14 protein-coding genes are annotated in these 15920 nt (G+C 65.9%); 4 read left to right on the forward strand and 10 right to left on the reverse strand.

The features are described 5' to 3' along the window. Positions 1-161: 161 nt before the first annotated feature. Both ACIP5Y_RS38500 and infA read left to right on the forward strand, forming a co-directional pair. Positions 162-920, forward strand: coding sequence for a GNAT family N-acetyltransferase (locus ACIP5Y_RS38500; protein ID WP_400357586.1), 759 nt, complete (start codon positions 162-164; stop codon positions 918-920). Then, the gene (gene infA / locus ACIP5Y_RS38505; RefSeq protein ID WP_400357588.1) at positions 917-1135 is read left to right on the forward strand and encodes a translation initiation factor IF-1; all 219 of its coding nucleotides are present in this window, start codon (positions 917-919) and stop codon (positions 1133-1135) included. Before ACIP5Y_RS38500 ends, infA begins: the two co-directional genes overlap by 4 nt. Here the strand turns inward: infA and ACIP5Y_RS38510 are convergent. The 10 genes from ACIP5Y_RS38510 to ACIP5Y_RS38555 all read right to left on the reverse strand — a co-directional run bounded on the left by ACIP5Y_RS38510 (position 1119) and on the right by ACIP5Y_RS38555 (position 14176). Next, positions 1119-2696, reverse strand: coding sequence for a flavin-containing monooxygenase (locus ACIP5Y_RS38510; protein ID WP_400357590.1), 1578 nt, complete (start codon positions 2694-2696; stop codon positions 1119-1121). The genes infA and ACIP5Y_RS38510 overlap by 17 nt on opposite strands. Beyond that, positions 2693-5269, reverse strand: a complete 2577-nt coding sequence (locus tag ACIP5Y_RS38515; protein ID WP_400357591.1) for an SDR family NAD(P)-dependent oxidoreductase — start codon at positions 5267-5269, stop codon at positions 2693-2695. Before ACIP5Y_RS38515 ends, ACIP5Y_RS38510 begins: the two co-directional genes overlap by 4 nt. 6 nt (positions 5270-5275) lie before the next feature. Then, positions 5276-6841 (reverse strand): flavin-containing monooxygenase, encoded by a 1566-nt coding sequence (locus tag ACIP5Y_RS38520; protein WP_400357593.1) that lies wholly within the window; start codon positions 6839-6841, stop codon positions 5276-5278. Positions 6842-6924: 83 nt separating this feature from the next. Beyond that, positions 6925-8385: an ABC1 kinase family protein gene (locus ACIP5Y_RS38525; protein WP_400357594.1), complete on the reverse strand. Its 1461-nt coding sequence runs from the start codon at positions 8383-8385 to the stop codon at positions 6925-6927. A gap of 122 nt (positions 8386-8507) precedes the next feature. After that, complete coding sequence (locus ACIP5Y_RS38530; RefSeq protein WP_400357595.1) at positions 8508-9314, reverse strand: amino acid-binding protein; 807 nt, start codon at positions 9312-9314, stop codon at positions 8508-8510. 152 nt (positions 9315-9466) lie between these two features. Beyond that, positions 9467-9802 (reverse strand): TfoX/Sxy family protein, encoded by a 336-nt coding sequence (locus ACIP5Y_RS38535; RefSeq protein WP_400357597.1) that lies wholly within the window; start codon positions 9800-9802, stop codon positions 9467-9469. Positions 9803-10121: 319 nt separating this feature from the next. Next, positions 10122-11774, reverse strand: a complete 1653-nt coding sequence (locus ACIP5Y_RS38540) for a DUF222 domain-containing protein (RefSeq protein WP_400357599.1) — start codon at positions 11772-11774, stop codon at positions 10122-10124. Between the two features lie 73 nt (positions 11775-11847). Continuing rightward, positions 11848-12624: an SDR family NAD(P)-dependent oxidoreductase gene (locus ACIP5Y_RS38545; RefSeq protein WP_400357601.1), complete on the reverse strand. Its 777-nt coding sequence runs from the start codon at positions 12622-12624 to the stop codon at positions 11848-11850. 10 nt (positions 12625-12634) lie between these two features. After that, positions 12635-13369 (reverse strand): MBL fold metallo-hydrolase, encoded by a 735-nt coding sequence (locus tag ACIP5Y_RS38550; protein ID WP_400357603.1) that lies wholly within the window; start codon positions 13367-13369, stop codon positions 12635-12637. Between the two features lie 159 nt (positions 13370-13528). Continuing rightward, positions 13529-14176 carry a nitroreductase family protein gene (locus tag ACIP5Y_RS38555; RefSeq protein WP_400357604.1) on the reverse strand — a complete coding sequence of 216 codons (648 nt, stop codon included), beginning with the start codon at positions 14174-14176 and terminating at the stop codon, positions 13529-13531. Positions 14177-14296: 120 nt separating this feature from the next. Here ACIP5Y_RS38555 and ACIP5Y_RS38560 point away from each other — a divergent pair, with 120 nt between their 5' ends. Next, the gene (locus ACIP5Y_RS38560; RefSeq protein WP_400357606.1) at positions 14297-14776 is read left to right on the forward strand and encodes a MarR family winged helix-turn-helix transcriptional regulator; all 480 of its coding nucleotides are present in this window, start codon (positions 14297-14299) and stop codon (positions 14774-14776) included. Positions 14777-14828: 52 nt separating this feature from the next. After that, positions 14829-15914 (forward strand): glutamate--cysteine ligase, encoded by a 1086-nt coding sequence (locus tag ACIP5Y_RS38565; RefSeq protein WP_400357607.1) that lies wholly within the window; start codon positions 14829-14831, stop codon positions 15912-15914. Positions 15915-15920 lie beyond the last annotated feature (6 nt).

Consider the following 15920-nt stretch of genomic DNA (forward strand, 5'->3'; position numbering starts at 1 on the left):
CGCAATGTCTTCGGGCTGCTAGCCTCGGCAAGTCCGTTCGACGACCTGAGGAGGTGAGTCCCATTACCACGACATTCATTGGGCGCTCCCCCCTCGCACGATCGGGCGATTGACACAGGTTGTCATCGGGAGCGCAGCAGCGCTCTCGAAGGGGCAACGTCATGAAACCTTCTTCCGCAGTAATCATCACGCGGGTCGCCGAGCTGCAATGGCACGCTCTGGAAGACGACCGCGTCATCGGCCGGGGTGAAGCCTCGCGCAGGCCCGACGGCCGACTCTTCCTCAGTATCGACGCGTGGCACGACGCGGTCTTCGACCGCATCGCCGCCGCCATGCTGCCGGACCTGCCCAGGCCGTTGTACACGGTGGTCGACGAGGTCGACCGCGAATTGCTGGCGAGCTGGGAGCGGGCCGGACTTCTGGTCCGCCGCCGCGAGTGGGAGTACCTGGTGCCCACCGATCCCGGGGTCACGGGACTCGGGGCGGTATCTCCGCCGGCGGACGTCACGATAGTGAATCTCGGTGCGGCACAGCTGGGTCCATTGCAGGCACTGGACCGCACCATCCGTGCCGAGATCGACGCGACCATCGGATGGCAGTCGATGCCCGCCGAAATGTTCACCGCCCCGGCGGACCCGTCGAAATACGCGGTGGCAGCCGAATCCGGCGAGTATGTGGCGCTGGTGCGCGTGGTGCAGGTGCACCGGCTGCCCCGGATCGGACTGCTCGCGGTCCGATCCGATCGGCATCGGCGCGGCCTGGCCCGCGCCTTGCTCGCCCAGGTATTGGGCGGCCTGCACAGCGCCGGTATCCAGCAGGCATCGGCCGAGGTCGATGCATCGAACACGGCCGCGCTGGCGCTCTTCGACGGCCTCGGCGCCCGGCGTGTGAGCAGCAACCTCGAGCTGGTGTGCCGATGAAAAAGGGAGCAATCGAAGTCGAAGGCAATGTGATCGAATGCCTGCGCAATGCCACGTTCAAGGTCGGACTACCGAACGGGCACCAAGTGCTCGCGCACATCAGCGGCAAGGTACGGAAGAACTACATCAAGATCACGCTGGAGGATCGGGTCCTGGTGGAACTCAGTCCGTACGACCTCACCCGCGGCCGGATCCTCTTCAGATACCGGACGTAGCGGGCGCTGAAGCTGCCAGGAGCTCCGCGACCCGCACCGAGTTCGAATGCGAGTACCGGTAGTCGTCCAGCGGGAAATGCCGGTTCTCCCAGTACATTTCGAGCTGGGTCGACGGCCGGAACGCGGCCCCGTCGCCCTGGTAGTTGATGTAGTAGGTGTTCGAGGTGACGCAGCCCTGCGTGAACAGGTGGGTCCGTTTGGCCCGCTCGTCCATGCGCGCGAAGTAGCGATCGTGCGGTTCCTGCTTCACCTCGACCCTGCTCGCACCGCGGCGCCGCGCCTCCTTGATCACCCGGGCGGCGTGCGCCGAGGTGGACTCGATCAGCGGGATATAGGAGCCCGGCGCGTAGGCGTAGGGGCCGACGATCAGAAAGGCATTGGGGAACCTGGGCACCGAAACGCCTTGGTACGCCTGGAATCTATTGGCATCCCAGAATTCCCCGAGCTCCAGGCCGCCGATGCCATAGATGGGGTAGGGCGGGGTGTAGCCCTTCTCCATCACCTTGAAACCGGTGGCGCACACCACCATGTCGAATTCGCGTTCCCGGCCGTCGGCGCTCACGATGCCGGTGGGTGTGAAACGCTCGATGCTGTCGGTGATCAGGTCGACATTCGGGCGGGTGAAGGTGCGGAAGTAGTTGTTGGAGATGGAGGGTCGCTTACAGCCGAAGCGATAGTCCGGCGTGAGCTTGCGGCGCAGCGTGCGGTCGCGGACCTGGGTGAACAGATATGCCTTGAGTCCCGCCTCGGCAATACTCATGCCCGCCGAAGTCAGACGCGGGGAACCGGATGCCGCCAGGCCCGCGCCGAGACCGACATTCACGCCGATATTGCCGACCAGGCGCACGGTGTATTGCAGTGGCGGGAAATTCAGCACGCCATTGAGCACCGGACCCATGGGGAAGTCCGGTTTGGGCGCGATCCAGATGGCTCGGCGCTGATACACGCTCAGCTGCGAAACCTCCTCGGCCAGTTGTGGAATGGCCTGTAATGCGGTGGCGCCGGTGCCGATGACCGCGACCCGCTTGCCGCGATAGTCGTAATCATGATCCCAGCGCGAACTGTGCATGATCTTGCCGGTGTATTCCTCGATGCCCGGGATCTCCGGCGTATTCGGGTGTTCCAGCCCGCCCACCGCACCGATCACATGGCGCGCGGTGACGATATCGCTGTTCTCCAGGGTGATGCGCCACAGATCATTGCCCTCGTCGAAAACCCCTTGGACCGCGCCGGATCCGAGCCGCAGCTTGGCGCGCAGCCCCTGCTTGTCCACGACTTCCTCGGCGTAACGCTGAATTTCCTCGCCCGGTGCGAAGAACCGGGACCAGTGCGAGCGCGGTTGGAAGGAGAAGTTGTACACCGGCGACGGGATGTCCACGGCCACACCGGGATAGGTATTGGCCAGCCAGGTGCCGCCCACCTTCGGCCATTTGTCGATGATGACGAAATCCTCGATACCGGCCCGGCGCAATGCGACGCCCGCGCCGATACCGCCCAATCCGGCGCCGATGATCGCGACCTCATAGGCCGGGGAGACCGGATGGCCATTGGCAGAGCTCATGATTGAACCTCACTGTCCGCTGTGGTGGCGATGATGTCGGGCAGTTGCTGCCGGCGCAGCTTGCCCGCGGTGGTGCGCGGTAGTTCGGGGACGAACACGATGTCGCGCGGCACCTTGTAATTGGCGAGAGTGGATCTGATGTGTGAGCGCAGCTCGTCGCGGGTGGCGGGGACGCCGTCCTTGAGGGCCACGACCGCGGCCAGGCGCTGCCCGAACTCGGTGTCCGGTACGCCCACCGCGCCCGCATCCGCGACGGCCGGATGCGCGAGCAGTGCCTCCTCGACCTCCTGGGGGAAGACGTTCTCGCCGCCCGAGACGATCATGTCGTCGGAACGGCCGTCGATGAACAACCGGCCCGCGGCATCGAAATGACCGAGATCGCCGGAGTCCATATGCTTTCCGATCATGGTCTTGGTGCGGCCGTCGCTGTAACCCTGGAACTGGGTGGGGTTCTTGTTGAGGATCCGGCCCGTCACTCCGGTGGGGACATCACGCCCGAGCTCGTCGACAATGCGGATGTCCACGAGTCCGGTGGGCGGTCTGCCGACCGTCCCGGGTGCGGCGCGCAGGTCGGCGGGTGTGGCGAAGGTGCCCGCGCCGGTCTCGGTGGAGGCGTAGCCGTTGAACAGCACATCACCGAAATCGTCCATGAAGGCCGTTGCGAGCCACGGGGGCAGGGGAGCGGCGCCGCAGATCACGGCTTGCAGACTCTCGACGTGATAGCCGTGCCGATCCTCCGGCGACAGGTCCATGATGCGCTTGAGCATGGTCGGCACCAGGCACGCGATGTGCACGCTGTGGCGTTCGATATCCGCGAGCACCGTTTCGGCATCGAATCTTTCGTGCACGATGGCGGGGGAGCCCATGAGGAAGGCCGCCTGCAACGCCAGGAACCCGAAGGTGTGATGCAGCGGCGGCGCGATGACCATGGGGCTGCCGAGCCGCGGAACCGGCTCGAACGCGGCCAGATCCGTCACCGAGAGCAACATGCGCGGATGCAGGCCCGCCAGCAGCGGCAGCAAGGACCGCGCGCCGAGCTGCCGAGGCGCACCCTTGGGGACACCGGTGGTGCCGCCGGTCAGCAGCACCAGCGCGCCACCGTGCGCGGGTTCGCGCACCGGCGGCCCGCCCGCCGCCACCAGTCCGCGCACGGTCGGCAGGCGGCCCACCACACCGCGTACCACGACGCGAGTGCCTGCGTAGCCGGACTTCTCGATCTCGGCATCGAATTCGGCATCGTAGAGCAGCAGATCCACGCCCTCACGCCGCAGCACCTCGCCCAGTTGCGGCCCGGCGAAGCCGTAATTGAGCGGCACCAGGTCCGCCGACAGGCGTGCGGCGGCATACAGGGCCACCGCGAACCCGCGATGATTGCGGCACAGGACGGCGACTCGGCTGCCGCGCCGGATATTCCAGCGCGCTCGCAGTGCCGCGGCCAGCCTGCGCACCTGATAGTGCAGTTCGGCCGCCGAGATCTGGCCCTCGTCATCGATGATCGCGGGTCGATCGGGGAACCGGGCCGCGAAGGCCGACAGCACGGTCGCCAGGCCCAGACCATCGCGCAGGGCGAGCGCCAGCCACGGAATCCGGCTGGGCGGCACCAGGTTCAGCGCACCGCCGGCCGGAATCTTGCCCGCCAGGGTGACGGTGTCGTCGAGAAGATTGACGGTGCGTTCGACGCGGCCGATCGGACCCGCCCAATCGACGGGACGGTTGTTCCAGTTCCCGGCCTTGGCATAGCGCGTCAGCAGGCGTTGCGCCGGGCGGGAACTGTCCAGCGCGTACGACAGTGGTGCGCTCGCCCGCTCCCACCAGGGCCGGATGGCCAGCGGCCGATCCACGACGGCCCGGCACACCATGCTCGCCGCCTCTTCCGGAGACATGCTCGGCGTATAGCGGTAGATGCGATACGGGCCCAGCATGTCCGACCGCACCAATTGCAGGTGGACAGCCGTCGAGGTGATGCCGTCGGCACGCAATTCCGGTGCGGCGCCGCGCATCCAGGAATTGAAGGCGGATTTGGTGGCAATATAGGCGGTCCAGCCGACCGCCGGACCGTGTACTCCCGCCGTGCCGATATTGACGATATGACCCTGCCGCCTGGCCCGCATGGACGGCAGCAGCGCGAGGACCAAGCGCACCGGTCCCAGATAGTTGATCCGGGCCGTATCGTCGAAATTGTCCCAGCGGTCCAGGGAATCGGAGAGCCAGCGCCGAATCGATTTGCCTGCGTTATTGACGAAGACATCCACCCGGCCGTGGTCGGCGAGTATCCGCTGGACCACCTCGGCACACGCGTCGGTATCGGAAAGGTCGGCCGGATAGGGATGGATGGCGCCCGGATCGCCTGCGGCCTCATCGCGCAGCTCCTCCAGCAATGACGCGCGCCGGGCGACCGCGATGACCGTCGCCCCGTTCGCGGCCAGCCGGCGGGCCGTGGCCCGGCCGACGCCCGAGGAGGCGCCCGTTACCAGGATGATCTTGCCGGTCACCGCGGGCGCGAGCCGCCGGTCGCTGATGCCGTAGCTCGCCGCACCGAGCGCGATGCGCACGGACCTGGGTAGTTCGACCATGACGAGTTATCTCCCGACCGGGCGTAGTGCGTCGAACTCGTAGTCCGAGAACGGGAATCGCCGGTGTGCGTGCCGGGCCGCGAAGAATCCGGTAGGCCGGATATAGGTGCTGTCGCCCTGCGAATTGCGATAATAGGTGGGCACGTGGGCGTTCAATTCGGCCAGGTAGTAGCGCATTGCTTCGCCGTGCCGGTAGATGCGCTCATGGTAGGCGTCGTGGATCTCCTGGCGAATGGCGACGAAGGTGGCGCCGCGCCTGCGCGCCTCCGAAATCGCCCGCACCGCATGGTCGGCGGTCATTTCCACGAAGGCGTGCCAGCCGCTGCCCGACCACGAGTACGGGCCGACCAGGGTCCACCGATTGGGCAGGCTGGGCAGCGAGACACTCTGGTAGGCCTGCAGGCCGTGCTCGGTGTAGAACTTGCCGAGATCGATGCCGTTGCGGCCCACCACCATTCCCGGTGTGTAGGTCTCGGGGTCGGAGAACACGTGGTAACCGGTCGCCAGGACCACCATGTCGAATTCACGGTGCACGTGATCCGTGGTTCGGATGCCGTTGTCGGTGAAACGCTCGATGGGCGCGGTCACCAACTCGACATTGTCGCGATTGAACGCGAGCAGATAGCCGGTGTTTGCGGTGGGGCGCTTGGCGATCGGACCGTAGTCCGGGGTCAGCGCGGCCCGGGTGGCCGGATCGCGGACCATGAGCCGCAGCAGTCCGCGGTAGCCGCGGATCGCGGTCGAGTCCACGGCCCGCATGGCCGGCCGCACCACGGACATCGGCGCATTCGACATCACCCGTAAGAGGCCGTCGACGACCACCAGGGCTGCGCCGTGCACGCCCGCTTGCAGGCCGGGTGTGCGGAGCGCGAGGCGGACCGCACGCGGAATGCGCGGATTGGGTTTCGGCACACACCAGACCGGGGTGCGCTGGAAGACCGTGAGGCTCCCGACTTCATCCGCGATGGAGGGCGTGATCTGCACCGAACTCGCACCGGTCCCGATGATCGCGACCCGCTTACCGGTGAGGTCGTAGTCCTCGTCCCAGTCCGAGGGGCGCTGGATCTTGCCCTGGTAATCGTCGAGTCCCGGTATGCCGGGATCCTGTTTGGGGCTGATGAAGGCGCCGACCGCGCTGATCACGAAGCGCGCGGTCACGACCCCGCCGCCGGCGAGGTGCAGATTCCAGTGGTGATCGGCCTCGTCCCATTCCTCACTGACCACGGACGTGTGGAACCGCAGATGTGGGTACAGCCCGAAGCGCTGTGCCACCTCGACGTGATAGCGCTTCACCTCCGCACCGGGTGCGAAGAGCCGGCTCCAACCGGCATTGCGGGCAAAGGAGTACTGGTAGGCGATGGACGGGATGTCGACTTCCAGTCCCGGATAGTGGTTTTCGTGCCAGCTGCCACCGACCTCGCCGGAGCGTTCGAGGATCACGAAATCGGTGACGCCGGCCCGCTTCAGCTTCACCCCCGCGGCAATCCCGCCCGGGCCGGCGCCGATGACCACTACCTCATGGTCCGGTGCTGAATTCCTCGTCACGGCATAGCCGTTCGATGCAGTGGCCACGGCATTGAGACCTTTCGACAAACTCGGCGCGCGCTGTGCCGGTGTCACACCAGAGTAGATCTGTCTGGGACAGTGATCAACCCTCAGCCGGCCGCGGTAGTGCGCTCCTGCGCCGCCGCCCGCCGCAAACGCACCACCGTGAGATCGGCAGGCTGCCCGGCCCGCTCGCGGTAGCGTTCCACCACCTCCGCCAATTCCGGTGACCAGCGCAGCATTTCATCGCGCACCGGGCCGGTGGTGCCGAGCTGGCAGAGCAACCCGAGCATGGTGACCACCCCGCGGGCGAACGGAGCACAATAGGCGGGCAGATCGAGATGCCGATTGACATTGTTCAGGCGCGGATTGAGAAACCGCATCACCTGACGACGCAGCCACTCCTTGTCCATCTGATAGTTGTCGTGCAACAGGATGTCGGTGAACGGCCGCACTTCCGCGGCCAGCGCCTGCTCATCGAAACTGTGCTGCGCGGTGGCGAATCCGTGCCGCCGTGCCGCCGCCTCCAGCTCCCCGGGGCCGCCATTCAGCATGGCGTCGGCAACCTCGCGCACCAACGGGTGGAACTGCGGCACCGGCCACGGTTCGCACGCGCCGAAATCGACCACGCCGAGGCGGCCGTCGGGCAGGATCCGGAAATTGCCGGGATGCGGGTCGGCGTAGAGCAGCCCGCAGCGCTCCGGCGCGGAGACCACGAATCGCAGCGCCAGCAGGCCCACCCGATCCCGCTCGGCTTGCGCGCCACCGCTGATCACGCGATGCAGCGGGATACCCTCCAGCCATTCGCTCACGATCACATCGCCGCGCTGGGCCACCACCTCCGGTACCCGGAAATCGGGGTCGCCGGCGAAGGCAGCGGCGAACACGCGCTGATGATCCGCTTCGGCCGCATAATCGAGTTCGGCTCGGATGCAGGCGGACAACTCCTCGGTCACCGCCCGCACATCCGCGCCGGGCACGAAAACCGAGACCAGCGAGCACATTCGGCGCAACTGCTCCAGATCACTGAGCACCGCCGCACGAGCCCCGGGATACATGACCTTCACCGCCACCGCACGGCCGTCGCGCCACACCGCGCGATGCACCTGTCCGATGGTGGCCGAGGCGGCGCGGCGGTCCTCGAACTCGCGGAAGTTGCTGCGCCACTCCGGGCCCAGCGAGGCGGCCATGGCCTGATGCACCGTCGCGGGCAGCATGGGTGGTGCAGAGTCCTGTAGCCGGGTGAGGGCCTCGCGATACGGTTCGGCGAGTTCGGGTGGCAGGGCCAGCTCGTAGACGGACAGGATCTGCCCCAGTTTGGCGGCGCAGCCCTTCAGCTCGCCCAGCACCTCGAAAATATGCTGCGCGGTGCGACGTTGGATATCGCGGTCGACGACATCGGCCGGCGTGCCCAGTGCGCGACGACCCACCCCGGCCATCCGGCGCCCGGCGAACCCCAGCGGCAGCGCCGCGATCTTGGCATTGCGGATCACGCGGCGGCTGGGCGGATTCCCGTCATCGTTGCGCTGCCCCTTGTTATTGCGCTGCCCTCCGGCGCGTCGCAAAGGCATGGAACAACCCCCTCCACACTTCCGATCATTGCGTGCCCCGCGTTTCGCAGTCTGCCACGAAACCGAAACCAGCACGTCCCGGATAGGGAATATAGCGGCGGGGGAGCCGACCGCGCACACGGTCAGCCGCGATGTGTGGCGAGTAGAGCAAGATCGGCGAGGCGATGCGCGCGGGCGACCTCGGCGGGCGTGAACGGCTCACCCGAACGAATGAAGGTCATACCGGCCGAGTCGTTGTGCGGGGTTATCTCCAGCACCGTGCCGCCGGGCGTGCGATCCGGATCGGCATGCGGAATGTATTGCGCGCCGAGCAGTTCCGCGATGGCGAGCGGAAGCTCGGCGGGATCGCTCGCGACCCGGGCCGCGAGCCCCAGGGCTCTGGTCTGCCCATCGACCAGCGTGAGCGCCGACGCGGGCCAGATCCCGATGACCGCCCCGCCCGCCCGGGTGATGGCATGAACGAGGCGCTGCGGTGCCAGCTCGGCAGGCGTGGAAACCACCAGCTCGTCCAGCACACCGTTCTCCAGGTGATGCACGTGGACGGTAAGGATATTCGCCCGGCGATCCCCGAGCTGCTTGGCCAACAGCTCCAACCGCCCCGGCTTGTTGTCCAGCCGCACCCGAATCCGCCACAGTCGCTCGGCACTGTCGAGCCGCCGCCGATGCCGTAACTCCGGCGCGTGCAGCCACCTTGCGAGATACCGCATGGCGCCGGGCTCCACCACCCAGATCACCAGAATCGTGGCAACAATGGCGAGCACGGACACCGTTGCGAGAAAAGGCAGTTCGAGCCGGATGACCAATGCGTGCAGCGCCAGCTCGACCGGCAGCACCGCCCCGAGCTTGGCCAAGGCCAGCCGAGTACGCCGCGGATGGGGCAGACGACCGCACACTTCGCAGGCCAGCGCATGTACCTGGGGTTGCCTCATATTCACCAGGGTGCGCGACCGACGTTTCACCACGGTGCCGTGGTGTAAAGACACCGTGAAGCATCCTGACAAAACGGTTGCAGCAGCACCGATTTCAGTGAACCGAGCCACACGCCGTCGAAGGATGTGCCGTAAAGCACACGATTCGCCGCCTACTTTCTCGGCAGTGTCCCGGCGTAGGCGAGACACCGATCCACCCACTGACCGAGGCTCTTGTCATCCGCAACCGCCTCGGGCGAGACGCTCAACCAGCCATGCATCTCCCGCCCGCCCATCACCGCCGGTTCGACCGAGCCCGCCTGTTGCCACTTCCCCATCTGCTCCACCCCGACCCGTGCGAGCAAACCGGCCTTTCCCCGCACCGCCACCGCCAGATTCCCGCCCACCATGAACGACAGTCCGCCGAACATCTTCTTCTCGGTCACGTCGCCTAGGCGCGGTCCTAGAACGTCTCGTATGCGTTCGGCCAGCTCCTCGTCGTATGCCATAGGGGCATTCTGACTCGACATGCTCGAGGTAGGCGAGTGGAAAAGATAAAAGATCTAAGAGCCGGAGGTGTGGTTGCGTCGCCTGCCCTGCCGGACCGGGGCTGACGCCCGGTTGGGAGCCGTCACCCTCGGTTCCAGCCCACGGACTGCACGCATCACCTTCTCGAGACACAAACCCGAAAAACCGAAAACCAGAAAACCGAAAGCACGAAAACCCCGGAACCCGAAGGAAACCGCAACAGGCACGACCAGTACACCAGTGCGGGGATATGTCCCATTCCCCCGCACCGGTGTACTGGTCGCGCCCTTTTCACACTCTCTAGACCTCTAGCCCGGCCCCTAGCCCACCGTCGGGCCCGGCTTGCGGTCCAGCTTTCGGTCCGGCTGCTGGCACGGTTTGCGATCCAGCCGATCCCCCGGCGTCCGGCCCATCGCTTTGCGCCCCACCCGAACAGGCGCGCCGAGCCAGCCATTCACGATGACGGCGAGACTCCCGCTCGGTCCTCGCCCGGATCTTCGCCGCGGACTCCGCCAACGCTTCCTTCTCGTGGTGGCGGTGGTTGACCTGCGCGACACCACTCGGATCGATGTGGGCGGGTGCGATCCAGCCGGTACGACCCGCATACTTCGAATCTTGGTCCAGTTTCACTGTTTTCCAGCCACCGGGCCCGTCGTGCACGCGGGCGTGGCAGGCGTCGCAGGCCAGGGTGAGGTTGTCGATATCGGTCGGGCCGCCCTTGGCCCATTCGGTGACGTGATGGACCTGGCACATGGTGGCAGGGGCATCACAACCGGGACGAGTGCAGCCACGTTCGGCGGCGATGAGCGCTATCCGCTGCGCCGGGTTCGCCATCCGAGGCACCGTGCCCGTCACCGCCGTGCCCGTGCCCGTCATTCGTTTGCCCCTACCCAGATACAGGGGTATACCTGTGTGGTTGAGTACCGCCAGCCACGGAATCGACTTCTGTGCCAGCTTCAATGCCTCCTCGATCGACACTCGCCCACCCGAGGCGGTCACGGCGACCCCGGCCGCGGTTTCGAGTTCGGCGACGGTCATGGTGACCACGGTGCTGACCGGCATCCCCCGATGCTGGCCGAGGTGGGCCGGACCCATCTCCGGGCGCAGCAACGCCAACACCGCATCATGATTACGCTGCCCGGCACTACGCAGGTCACGTTTCACGCACCCCTGCAACACTTCCGGGTCGATCCCGTCACCGATGGAATCACCGGTAGTCCAGGGGCTTTGCGCGTCCTCGGGGTTACACATGCCTGGGCGCGCCAGTTTCGCCAGCACCGGATCGAGCAGGGCCCGCAGTTCGGGGGTGATCTCCCCGCGGATCGCCGACATGCCGTCGACACGTTGTTTGCCGATGATCAGTTCGCGCATGCGTTGGCGGTCCTTGTCCTGCACCAGGATCCCGTCGGGGTCGAGGAACGCCAGGATGCGGTCACCGATCTTGGGCAGGTCATCGGGCCAGCCGGTGCGCGCGTAGTCGGCGAGTTGTTGTTCGACGGCTTCGGCTTGTATCGCATCCACATGCATCGGCAGCCGCTTGAGGATCTTCGCGATCCGCCACGCATGATCGACCGAGATCTCCCCGGCGGCTTGCGCGGCAGCGGTATGGGCCAGCAACGGTTCGAGTTCTTCCCCACCGATCAGCCGCGGACCCAACAGCTTCGCGGCATTCACGCGCGCGGCAGCCTCGGCATGCGAGAGGCGCAGGATCGTGGCCAGGTATTGGGTGGTGCTGCGGGCTTCGGCCTTCTCCGGGATACGACGCTGCTCGATCTCGACCAGCAACCGATGCTCGACAGCCACGAAACGCCTCTTATCGGCCTCGACCTCACGCAACATCGCAACGACCTGCTCATCGGTCAAGCGGGTGAAGTTCGTGTCGAGCATGGCGTCGACACCGGCACCGAACGCCGCGGTGGCGTCGCTGCTGTAGTGGTTCCCCCCGATGCCCATACCACAATTCTACTATCGAACACCCGTTCGAGCTAGTCGAATTCCGGTGTGATACAAAGCTTTTCAGAAATCGCTAGGTGGATGAGAAACCGCCGTCGACAAATACCGTCTGGCCGGTGATGTAAGCAGCCGATGGGCCGGCGAGGAAGAGAGCGATTCCGGCGTAGTCGGGGGTGATGCCGTTGCGTCCGATCATCGTTCGCGCGGCCATCTGCCGAGCGCGGTCGGGGTCGGCGAAAACTGCTGAGGTCAGAGGTGTTTGCACGAAACCGGGGGCGATTGCGTTCACGCAGACGCCGTGTGGCGACCATGCCTCGGCCTGGGATCGCGTCAGGCCGGTGATTCCGGCCTTGGATGCGCCGTATGCGCCGCTGTGTCCGAATGCTCGGATCGATTGCTGGGAAGCGAGATTGAGGATTCGTCCCCAGCCTCGCCGTGCCATCGACGGGCCGAAACGCTGCCCGAGCAAGAACGGAGCGGTGAGATTGACGGCGAGGGTGGCGTCCCACACCTCTTCGGTGAGCTCATCCAGCGGTGGGCGCAGGTTGATCCCGGCGGAGTTGACCAAGATATCGGGTTCCCCGAATATTGCGGCCGCTTCGTCGGAGGCTCGCCGAACCTCGGAGCGGTCGCCGAGATCGGCTGCCACCCAAGATGTCTCGCACTCGCTCGCGTTCAGATCGGCGGCCGTCGCGCGCAACCGATCCGTGTCCTGGGCAATCAACACCACGCGGGCGCCCGCAAAACCCAGCGCCGCAGCGATCTCCCGCCCGATCCCCGAACTCCCGCCGGTGACAACCGCCACCCGCCCGCGCAGCCCGAACATCTCGGTGAGGTAGTGAGGGTTCATCGGCTACAACTTATACGTTGGGGCACAGGATGAATCGGCCGAAAGCGCGTCGAGTGGGCGGGAGGCCGACTTCCTCGATCGCCGCCTGGATCTCGCGCAGGTGCCCGGTGGTCATCTCGAGTGGCGGCTCATCGGGTTGGTAGGTTGTGCGCACCGGATAGTCCACACCTGGTTCGTTCGTCATCTCGATGTGGCAGCCGAGGACATGGCTGACCGCGCGGTCGTCGGTGAACTCGATCAGTCGATCGATGCTGCGGGTGAAGGCCGCCCAGTCTTGGATGTAGAGCCGCCCCGGGTAGACCGTGTCCCCGGTGAGCAGAAACCCGGTCCAGGGGTCGTAGAACGTGACTGCCGCGCCGTGATGTCCCGGTGTGGCCAGGCATTCCAGCACCCGGCCCCCGAGGTCGACTCGGGCGATGGCGTCGGCGTCCCCGTCGAATCCGAAGTATTTCCAAGCAGTGTTCAGATCGGCCCCGACCACCGTGGTGTCCGCCCGATCGCTGAACTGCCCGTCTCCTGCGATGTGGTCACCATGTGCGTGGCTGTGCAGCACCAGCAACTCGTACCCATCGCGTGGATACCGCCCCAGCCATCCCTCGATCAACTCGTCGACCTCCCGCCGCAACGGAAAGTACTCCGCATCCGCGGTGGCTCCGGTATCGATCAACACCACCCGCTCGTTCCCGAACAACAAGAACAGAAACGGCCCTTCGTAATTGATCGCCATATTCTGGCGCAAGATCACCGTGTGCTCGTCGTACCAGTGCACCTGAATGTCTTCATCGACATTGTGCTTCGCTGACGGCGACCCATGAATCCACCGCACCCCCAACGCGCCGGTCCGGGGCCTCGCCGCACTGAAATCGATCGACAAACCCGCATTCACGCCGCGAATTTACCAGCGTCACCAGCCGTCCCAGTGCAGGACTTCGTCTCGTCCGACGCGTTCGGCGGGCCGGAAGTCGGTCCCGATGGTGAACGCGAGCGGCAGGAAGGCCGCGAGCATGACCTTCTCGTACGGGACACGTAGTGTGCGGGCCAGTTCTCGTTCCAGCGGTGCGTGCGCGGTGGTCCAGACGGTACCGAGGCCGCGTGAACGGGCAGCGAGCATGAAACTCCACACGGCGGGCAGGATCGAGCCCCACGTCGCGGACTGCTGCAGGACGTCCGCATGGTCGGTGCGCCCTTCGATCGCGGGGATGACGAAGGCCGGGACGCGATGGATGTTGTCGTAGAGATATTGCGCGCCTTCCCCGATCCGCTGCATCGAACCTGGATGGGCCGCCATCCGTCTCCTGTCATCCGACGTCAGTGGTTGCGGTGTGTTGACGTGGACGGCTCGCCGGTAGATATCGGCGACGGTCGCCCGCCGCTGCTTGTCGGTGACGACCAGAAAGTGCCAGCGCTGCCGATTGCGCCCGGTCGGCGCCTGGGTCGCGAAATCGACGCACTCCTCGATCAGCCGGCGCGGCACCGGCCGGCCGAAGTCGAGTCGTTTTCGCACGGCACGAGTGGTCGACAAAACCTCGTCCGCGGAAAGGTCCAGTGACATGGCAACATCCTCCATCGATCTGCTGAAAGATAGTTTGTGCACAGATGATTTCGTGAGACTAAGCCGTCATCCGTCAGCCGTCAAATGATCTGTGCACAGACGATTTGCTACGCTCACTGCATGCCGTCCCGCCCCGATCCTGCTCCGCCGCCGTATCTTTCGCGCCTCGGCACCGAACGCCCGGACATTGCTCTGTGCCGCGCTTCCTCGCTGGTGGCCCGCGCCGCGGATGCTCACGCCCGCGACCAAGGACTGGGAGTCGGTCACCATCTCGTCTTGAAAATGCTGTCCGAAGTAGGTCCGCACTCGCAGCGAGCGCTGAGCGAAGAACTGCGCATAGACCGCAGCGTCATGGTCGGCGTAGCCGACGACCTCGAACGCGAGGGCTACATCCGCCGCGAACGCCTCCCCGAAGACCGCCGCGCCTATGCCGTCACCATCACGACCTCCGGCCGTCGAGCCCTCGCCAGGGCCGAGAAAACCATCCCCGGCTTCCTCACCGCAACCTTCGCCGCGCTGACCCCCTCCGAACGCACTCAACTCACCACATTGCTGGTCAAACTCCTCACCCCGCCGGCCGGGAAGCAAATGAACGACTGAACAGACCGTTCCGGCAGGTGTGTGCCGGGTGGGGATGAGGTACACATGAACAGTGGAAGCCCCGACCATGGGCGTCGAAGAGGAGTTTCTCCTCGTGGATCCGCGCAGCGGTGCGCCGGTCGGCAGAAATGTCGACGTGGTACGCACTGCCGCGGACCTCGGCATCGACATGCAATTGGAGATCGTGCGCTGCCAGGTCGAGACCAGCACGCATATTCATACCTCTACCGCCGAGTTGCTCCAGGAGTTGCGGGAGTTGCGGCGTGGGGCCGCGGTCAGTGCCGAGAAGAACGATGCGCTGTTGCTGGCCGCGGCGGTGCCGCCGGCGGGGCCCGATGAGCTGACCATCACCGGTACGCCGCGGTATGACCGGATTGCCGAGAACTTCGGGCGGCTGGCCAATGAGCAGGGGTTGTGCGGGTGCCATGTGCATGTCGCGGTCGACGATCGGGCCGTGGCGGTGCGGGTGAGCAACTTCCTGCGGCCTTGGCTGCCTTCGCTGTTGGCGCTCACCGCCAATTCGGCCATCTATCGGGGCGACGAAACCGGCTATGCGAGTTGGCGGAACATCCTGTGGCGCCGCTGGCCCAGCGCAGGGCCGCCGCCGCACTTCGATTCGCTGCAGGAATTCGATACCGCGGTGGAATCCATGCTGTCGCTGGGCGTCATCCTCGATCGGAAGATGATCTATTGGGATGTGCGGCCCTCGATGACCTTCCCGACCGTGGAGGTGCGGGTCAGTGATGTACCCGCCACGGTCGAGGAGACCGCGCTGCTGGCCACCCTGGTGCGGGCGGCCGTAATGACCGCCGGGACAGTCGAGTCGGTGCCGGTCGTCGCGGAAGATGTACTGCGCGCGGCCTATTGGAAGGCGGCCCACGAGGGTATCGACGGCGCGGCGATCGACCCGTTCGACGGGCGCACCATCCCGGTCGAGGATCTGCTCATGCGGTTCGTCGCCCGGATCCGGCCGGCCCTCGAGGAGCTGGGGGAGCTGGGCTTCGTCGGCGACGGCGTGACCAAACTGCTGGCGCGCGGAAACGGTGCGCGGCGTCAGCTCAACGCATTCCGGGTCCGCGGGGAACTCGGCGATGTGGTGGACCAGATCGCCGAGGCCACGCTCTTCAGCTGCCGCTGAGCGGGA

Source organism: Nocardia sp. NPDC088792, assembly GCF_044750615.1.
Classification (GTDB): Bacteria; Actinomycetota; Actinomycetes; order Mycobacteriales; family Mycobacteriaceae; genus Nocardia.

What these genes read in the sequence shown, in the direction of transcription:
- ACIP5Y_RS38500 (WP_400357586.1), top strand. Translation starts at nt 162, where the DNA reads ATGAAACCTTCTTCCGCAGTAATCATCACGCGGGTCGCCGAGCTGCAA.
- infA (WP_400357588.1), top strand. Translation starts at nt 917, where the DNA reads ATGAAAAAGGGAGCAATCGAAGTCGAAGGCAATGTGATCGAATGCCTG.
- ACIP5Y_RS38510 (WP_400357590.1), bottom strand. Translation starts at nt 2,696, where the DNA reads ATGAGCTCTGCCAATGGCCATCCGGTCTCCCCGGCCTATGAGGTCGCG.
- ACIP5Y_RS38515 (WP_400357591.1), bottom strand. Translation starts at nt 5,269, where the DNA reads ATGGTCGAACTACCCAGGTCCGTGCGCATCGCGCTCGGTGCGGCGAGC.
- ACIP5Y_RS38525 (WP_400357594.1), bottom strand. Translation starts at nt 8,385, where the DNA reads ATGCCTTTGCGACGCGCCGGAGGGCAGCGCAATAACAAGGGGCAGCGC.
- ACIP5Y_RS38530 (WP_400357595.1), bottom strand. Translation starts at nt 9,314, where the DNA reads ATGAGGCAACCCCAGGTACATGCGCTGGCCTGCGAAGTGTGCGGTCGT.
- ACIP5Y_RS38535 (WP_400357597.1), bottom strand. Translation starts at nt 9,802, where the DNA reads ATGGCATACGACGAGGAGCTGGCCGAACGCATACGAGACGTTCTAGGA.
- ACIP5Y_RS38540 (WP_400357599.1), bottom strand. Translation starts at nt 11,774, where the DNA reads ATGGGCATCGGGGGGAACCACTACAGCAGCGACGCCACCGCGGCGTTC.
- ACIP5Y_RS38545 (WP_400357601.1), bottom strand. Translation starts at nt 12,624, where the DNA reads ATGAACCCTCACTACCTCACCGAGATGTTCGGGCTGCGCGGGCGGGTG.
- ACIP5Y_RS38555 (WP_400357604.1), bottom strand. Translation starts at nt 14,176, where the DNA reads ATGTCACTGGACCTTTCCGCGGACGAGGTTTTGTCGACCACTCGTGCC.
- ACIP5Y_RS38560 (WP_400357606.1), top strand. Translation starts at nt 14,297, where the DNA reads ATGCCGTCCCGCCCCGATCCTGCTCCGCCGCCGTATCTTTCGCGCCTC.